Below are 4951 nucleotides of genomic sequence, written 5' to 3'. Positions count from 1 at the left end.
TGATTTCAGGGGTGAGAGCTGGCTCCACCTACCGGCGAGTTTTGGCCCCATTTAGCGATCTTGGGGGTCTTGATCACGGGTGAGTTTTGGCCCCACCCGAGGCATAGCTGAGGCCTTGATGGCGGGTTGAGCCCGTGACGATCGCTGGCTGTGGCTGATGGCCGGGGGGTTGCCGGGGGCGATCGGCGCCGCAGGGCCTCCTTCGTCGGCTCGATGGTTATCTTGGGTTCTCGAGCGACTTCGCTGGTCAGTGGTCTGCAGCGCTGTAAGGCAAGTGGACCGATCTCGGCCGCTGTCGAGTGGCGTTCCAAGAGGCCGCCACGTGCCTCACCCGGGCTCTAAGGTCATGGCGAGTGGCGTTCGCTCAGGTGTTGATCAAGTCAGCGAGAGTGCCACCTGACGCTGATGCATCACTGAAGGTCTCCGCCGCCTGCCTCAGGGTCTTGAGCGTTCCGGCTGTTCAGCGGTTGATGATCGGTAAGGCATGTCAGGCAAGTGGGTCAGCCGCCAGGACGATGTCGACGTGGTTCAGGCTCATGGCGGGGCATCATGCACGAGAGCACCGACAATTTTGGGAGACGCCGATGCCGGACAGCCCCGACGTGCCGGACGACGTCCTCGACCGCCTCCGCGCGCTGTGCCTCGCACTCCCCGGCGTCTACGAGGAACAGGCCTGGGTCGGCACCCGCTGGCTGGTCCGCAAGAAGACCTTCGCCCACGTCCTCGGCATCAGCGACGAGTACCCGCCCGCCTACACCCGCGACGCGCCGTTCGTCGGGGATGCCACCGTCCTGACCTTCCGCTCCGACGGTGCCGAGCTCGCCGCGCTCGTCGGCACCGGCCACCCGTTCTACAAACCGAGGTGGCACCCGCAGGTCGTGGGCATGGTGATCGAACCGGACGCGGACTGGGACGAGATCGCCGAGCTGCTCATCGAGAGCTACTGCCTGCGGGCGCCGAAGAAGCTGGCGGCACAGGTTCCCCGGCCAGGTCCATGTCGGCCGCCCGAACGGCGATGACCGCGATGAAGGACATGCACCGCGCCACCACCTACGAGGCCGATTGTTATCTGGGTTCTCAAGCGAACTTGCTGGTCAGCTGTTTGAGGGGCTGTCAGTCATGTTAGGCAAGTAGGCTGCCCGGATCGGCTTCGGTGGTCATGTTGGGCAGTGGGCTCGTCCCGCTGGTTTCGTTCGCGTGACCTGACCGCGGTTGTTCGTCGGCTGTGACCGCGGGCATGGTTGGGCGAAGTCGTTGTTCGTGGGATTCGACCGCACTCATGGACCGCATCGCCGGCCTCCAGGGCGGCGCACCTCTACGAGCTCGCCGACCTCCGGGCGGCCGCCCGTTATCAAAGGTGCCTGCGGAGCATCAGGCATGTGAGGCAAGTACCGCCGGATGCTCGAGAAGTACCGCGTGAGTCCGTGGCCGGTCCTACTCAGCGTCCTGCGCCTCGATCAGGTCGAGGTCGCGGACGCAGAAGCCGTGGTGCTCGAAGGTCTCGTTGAGCACCGTGCCGAGGCACCGCCGCACCGAGCGGCCCCGGGCGTACGGCGGCCAGACATCGTCGTCGGGCACCGGCGCTCGCCCGGCGAGCTGCCCAGCGGTGACCCCGTCGAGCCAGGCCTCAAGCTCGGCGGCCTGTGCCTCACGCACGCTCACGATCTCGTCGAGGGACGGATCGAGCGAGAGGTCAAGCCCGTGCGCTCCACGGTAGGGCTCAACGGTCGTCCCGATGCCCATCGGCGTGAACAGCTCCGTCGAGCCCAGGCAGCAACGGCGGAACCACGAGTCGTGGACGAAGACCAGGTGGCGCATCGTCTGCACAGCCGACCACTCGTCATTCACGCTGCGGCGCTCGATGCCGGGCGTACGACGGATTCGCTCGATCGTGGCGGCCCAGCCGGCATGGAGCTGACGCGCTGCCTCGCGCAGATCGGCAGGGTCCTCGGAGCGGATCAGCAGCCGCACCGGATTACGCCGGTCGAGCTCTGCCTCGACGTACTCGGTGACCTCGACCCCGTTCACCACGAGGTTGGTGATGAGCCCGTCGATCACGGCGTCCTGCATGACCACGCCGATCAGGCGTGCCCCGGTCAGATCGCACTCGCGGAACTCTGCACCGTGCAGGTCCTCGTCGACATATCGTTTCATGCTCCGCATGGTAGGGCCGAGCACTGACAAACCAGCCCCCCTGTCCCCGCGACCTCCATCCCATTGGTGCGGTCGGCTCTCCCGAACATTGATCATGGTTCCAGCCCTCAAGTGCGGTCAGAACTCACGAACAAATGCGGTCACTTCTCACGAACGAAACCAAACGCACGGCCGTCGATGGCATCGGGTGGCGTGGATGGTCGGAGGCTGGGACTCAGGCTCCGCTTGCCTGGCGTGCGCGTGTCTGTGCGAGTCGGTAGGAGCTGGTGCCGGTCTCGATGATGGAGCCGTTGAAGGTGAGCCGGTCGACGATCGCGGCGCAGAGGCGGGGTTCGGTGAAGGTTTTGGTCCAGCCGCCGAAGCTGTCGTTGGAGGCGATGGCGACGCTGGCGGTCTCTTCGCGTTCGGTCAGGACCTGGAAGAGCAGCTGGGCGCCGCGTTTGTCGAGTTCCATGTAGCCGAGTTCGTCAATGCAGAGCAGTTCGTAGCGGCTGTAGCGGGCGATGGTCTTGTTGAGGATCATCTCGTCGGCGGCTTCGACCAGTTCGTTGACGAGTTTGGCGGCCAGGACGTACTTGACGCGGTATCCGGCCATGGCGGCCTCGGTGCCCAGGGCGATGAGTAGGTGTGACTTGCCGGTGCCGGAGTCGCCGATCAGACACAGCGGGTGCCCGTTCTTGACCCATTCGCATTTGGCCAGGGTGTGAATGGTCGCTGCGGGGATGTCGGGGTTGGCCTCGAAGTCGAAGTCGGACAGCCATTTTTGGCGGGGGAATCCGGCGGCTTTGATGCGCCGCTCGGAGCGGCGGCGCTCTCGGTCCTCGCACTCGCCCATCAGCAGCTCGGCGAGGAAGCCGCGGTAGGTGAGTTGTTCGCGCTCGGCGGCGTCGGCGATGGCCACGAACTGGCTGCGCATGGTGGGCAGGCGCAGCATCTTGCAGGCCTGGTCGATCGCGGTCTCGGCGGCCGGCTCGGTGAGACCACGCTGGTGAATCGTCATGGGGTATCTCCCTGGCCGGTAGCGGGTGGACGAAAGCGCAGGAGCTGGTCGTAGGCGGCCACCGACGGCAGCGGTCGGCTGTCGGGTGGGAGCGCGGCCAGGCGCCGCTCGGTCAGCGAGGGCAGCGGCGGCAACTCGGCCGGTTGGCCCACCGGGCCGGTCGGCGAGGAGGTAGTGGCGGAGGCCATTCCGGTCTCGGCGTGGGCAGCCTTGCGGGCCTCGATCGCGACGACGTCACTGGTCAATGCGCCGACCGACAGCGCGGTGGCGATGCCGTCGACGACGTGCCGGTGGGCCATGCCGCGATGGAGGAGTAGCACCTCGATCAGCGCGCGGGTGCCCTCGGCCTCGCCGTGGGCCTTGCGGACCGCAGCCCACCAGGCGTCATGGACGGTGGTGAAGGTTCCCAGCTGGCGGGCCTGCTCCAGCGCCGTTGACCCGGCCAGCGCGCCTGGTTTGCGCAGCAGAATCTCCAGATAGTGATCCAGCCTCAGCCGGGGCTTACCCCGGGCGATCAGCCGCTCGTGGCGGGCGACTTCGGTCTTGCCGTCGAAAATGACCAGTTCCGAGGCGTGTAGCAGTACCCGGACTTTGCGGCCCACCAGCCGTACTGGCACCGAGTAGTAGTTCATCCGGACGCAGACCAGCGAATGACGGTTCACATGGGGATGGAAGACGCGGCCCGTCTCGAATCGATCGTCGGGCAGCGGCCGCAGCAGGGGGCGCTCGATGGCGAAACTCTCGCTTACAGTGTGCGCACGCGAGCCGATCCGCCGCTGGTCATCGACGGTGTCCCACTCATCGATGGTGGCATTCAGCTCCGCGAGCGTGGCCACCACCGGGACCGGGACCAGGTGGTTGCGGCGGAATCGGCCCACCTCGCCCTCGACCCCGCCCTTCTCATGGGCTCCGCTCAGGCCGGGGCGGCAGTAGAAAACTTCCAGGCCGTAGTGCGAGCGGAAGGCGGTCCAGCGCTCGTTTTCCACCCGGCCGCGGGTGAAGCCAAGCACCTGGGCCACCGCGGAGGTCAGGTTGTCGTAGCGGACTTGGCCCGTCGGCAGGCCCCCGAGCACGTTGAAGGCGTGTTCGTGTCCTTCCAGGAACGCTTCTTGGCCGCAGGAAGCGGTCACGCGGTGCACCGCCTTGCCCGAGTACGACATCCGGAACACGAACATGTAGCACACGGTCATCGTCCCGGCCAGATTCACCCACACCTCGCCGAAGTCGACCTCGGCCTCGACTCCGGGCCGTTTCGACTGGGAGATGAACACCTCAGGAGCCGCCCGGCCCGCCTCAATGCGGATCTTCGGGCGCCGGTCGTGGACGTATTCGCACAGCGTGGAATAGGACACGCCTTCCATCTCGTGTTCGGCGACCAGTCGGTCGAAGATGCGCTGAGAGGTATGCCGCTGCTTACGGGGCGCGTCCAGGTCAGCCCGCAGGATCTCATCGATCACCTGCTTGTAGGGGTCCAGCCGTGATCGGCGCGGGAGCATCTTCTTCCTCGGTGACGGCCATGCCGAGCCCAGCGCGTCCCGCACGGTGCGGCGGTGCACCTCGTACTTGTCTGCGAGTTTGCGGATCGACAGGCCCTCAGCCCGGGCATCTCGGCGGATCGCCGCATACAACTCGACCTTGGTCTTCAGACCCACCACGTGCCCCCTCGCCATCGGGCACATCGAGAGTCTCACCACAAGCCTGCGGGTGGGGCCAAAACTCACCAGAACGCAATCAACCGATCACGCAGTGGGGCCAACACTCACCCGTAGATGGGGCCAGCTCTCACCCTTGAAACCA

The 4951-nt window shown here is 66.2% G+C and carries 4 protein-coding genes; 1 reads left to right on the top strand and 3 read right to left on the bottom strand.

Annotated features, from left to right (window positions below; translation table 11 throughout):
- Positions 1-584: 584 nt before the first annotated feature.
- The gene (locus tag AB0B91_RS64140; RefSeq protein ID WP_066372915.1) at positions 585-1019 is read left to right on the top strand and encodes an MmcQ/YjbR family DNA-binding protein; all 435 of its coding nucleotides are present in this window, start codon (positions 585-587) and stop codon (positions 1017-1019) included.
- 415 nt (positions 1020-1434) lie between these two features.
- Here AB0B91_RS64140 and AB0B91_RS64135 read toward each other — a convergent pair whose 3' ends face one another.
- From AB0B91_RS64135 to istA, 3 genes are all read right to left on the bottom strand, one after another.
- Positions 1435-2154, bottom strand: coding sequence for a DinB family protein (locus tag AB0B91_RS64135; RefSeq protein ID WP_358342806.1), 720 nt, complete (start codon positions 2152-2154; stop codon positions 1435-1437).
- Between the two features lie 214 nt (positions 2155-2368).
- Positions 2369-3154, bottom strand: coding sequence for an IS21-like element helper ATPase IstB (istB, locus tag AB0B91_RS64130; protein ID WP_358342804.1), 786 nt, complete (start codon positions 3152-3154; stop codon positions 2369-2371).
- The gene (istA, locus tag AB0B91_RS64125) at positions 3151-4800 is read right to left on the bottom strand and encodes an IS21 family transposase (protein ID WP_358342808.1); all 1650 of its coding nucleotides are present in this window, start codon (positions 4798-4800) and stop codon (positions 3151-3153) included. The genes istB and istA overlap by 4 nt, the downstream gene beginning before the upstream one ends.
- Positions 4801-4951 lie beyond the last annotated feature (151 nt).

Origin of the sequence: Nonomuraea sp. NPDC049141, from assembly GCF_040648415.1 — a bacterium.
Classification (GTDB): domain Bacteria; phylum Actinomycetota; class Actinomycetes; order Streptosporangiales; family Streptosporangiaceae; genus Nonomuraea.
This window is presented reverse-complemented; position numbering and strand designations above follow the sequence as displayed.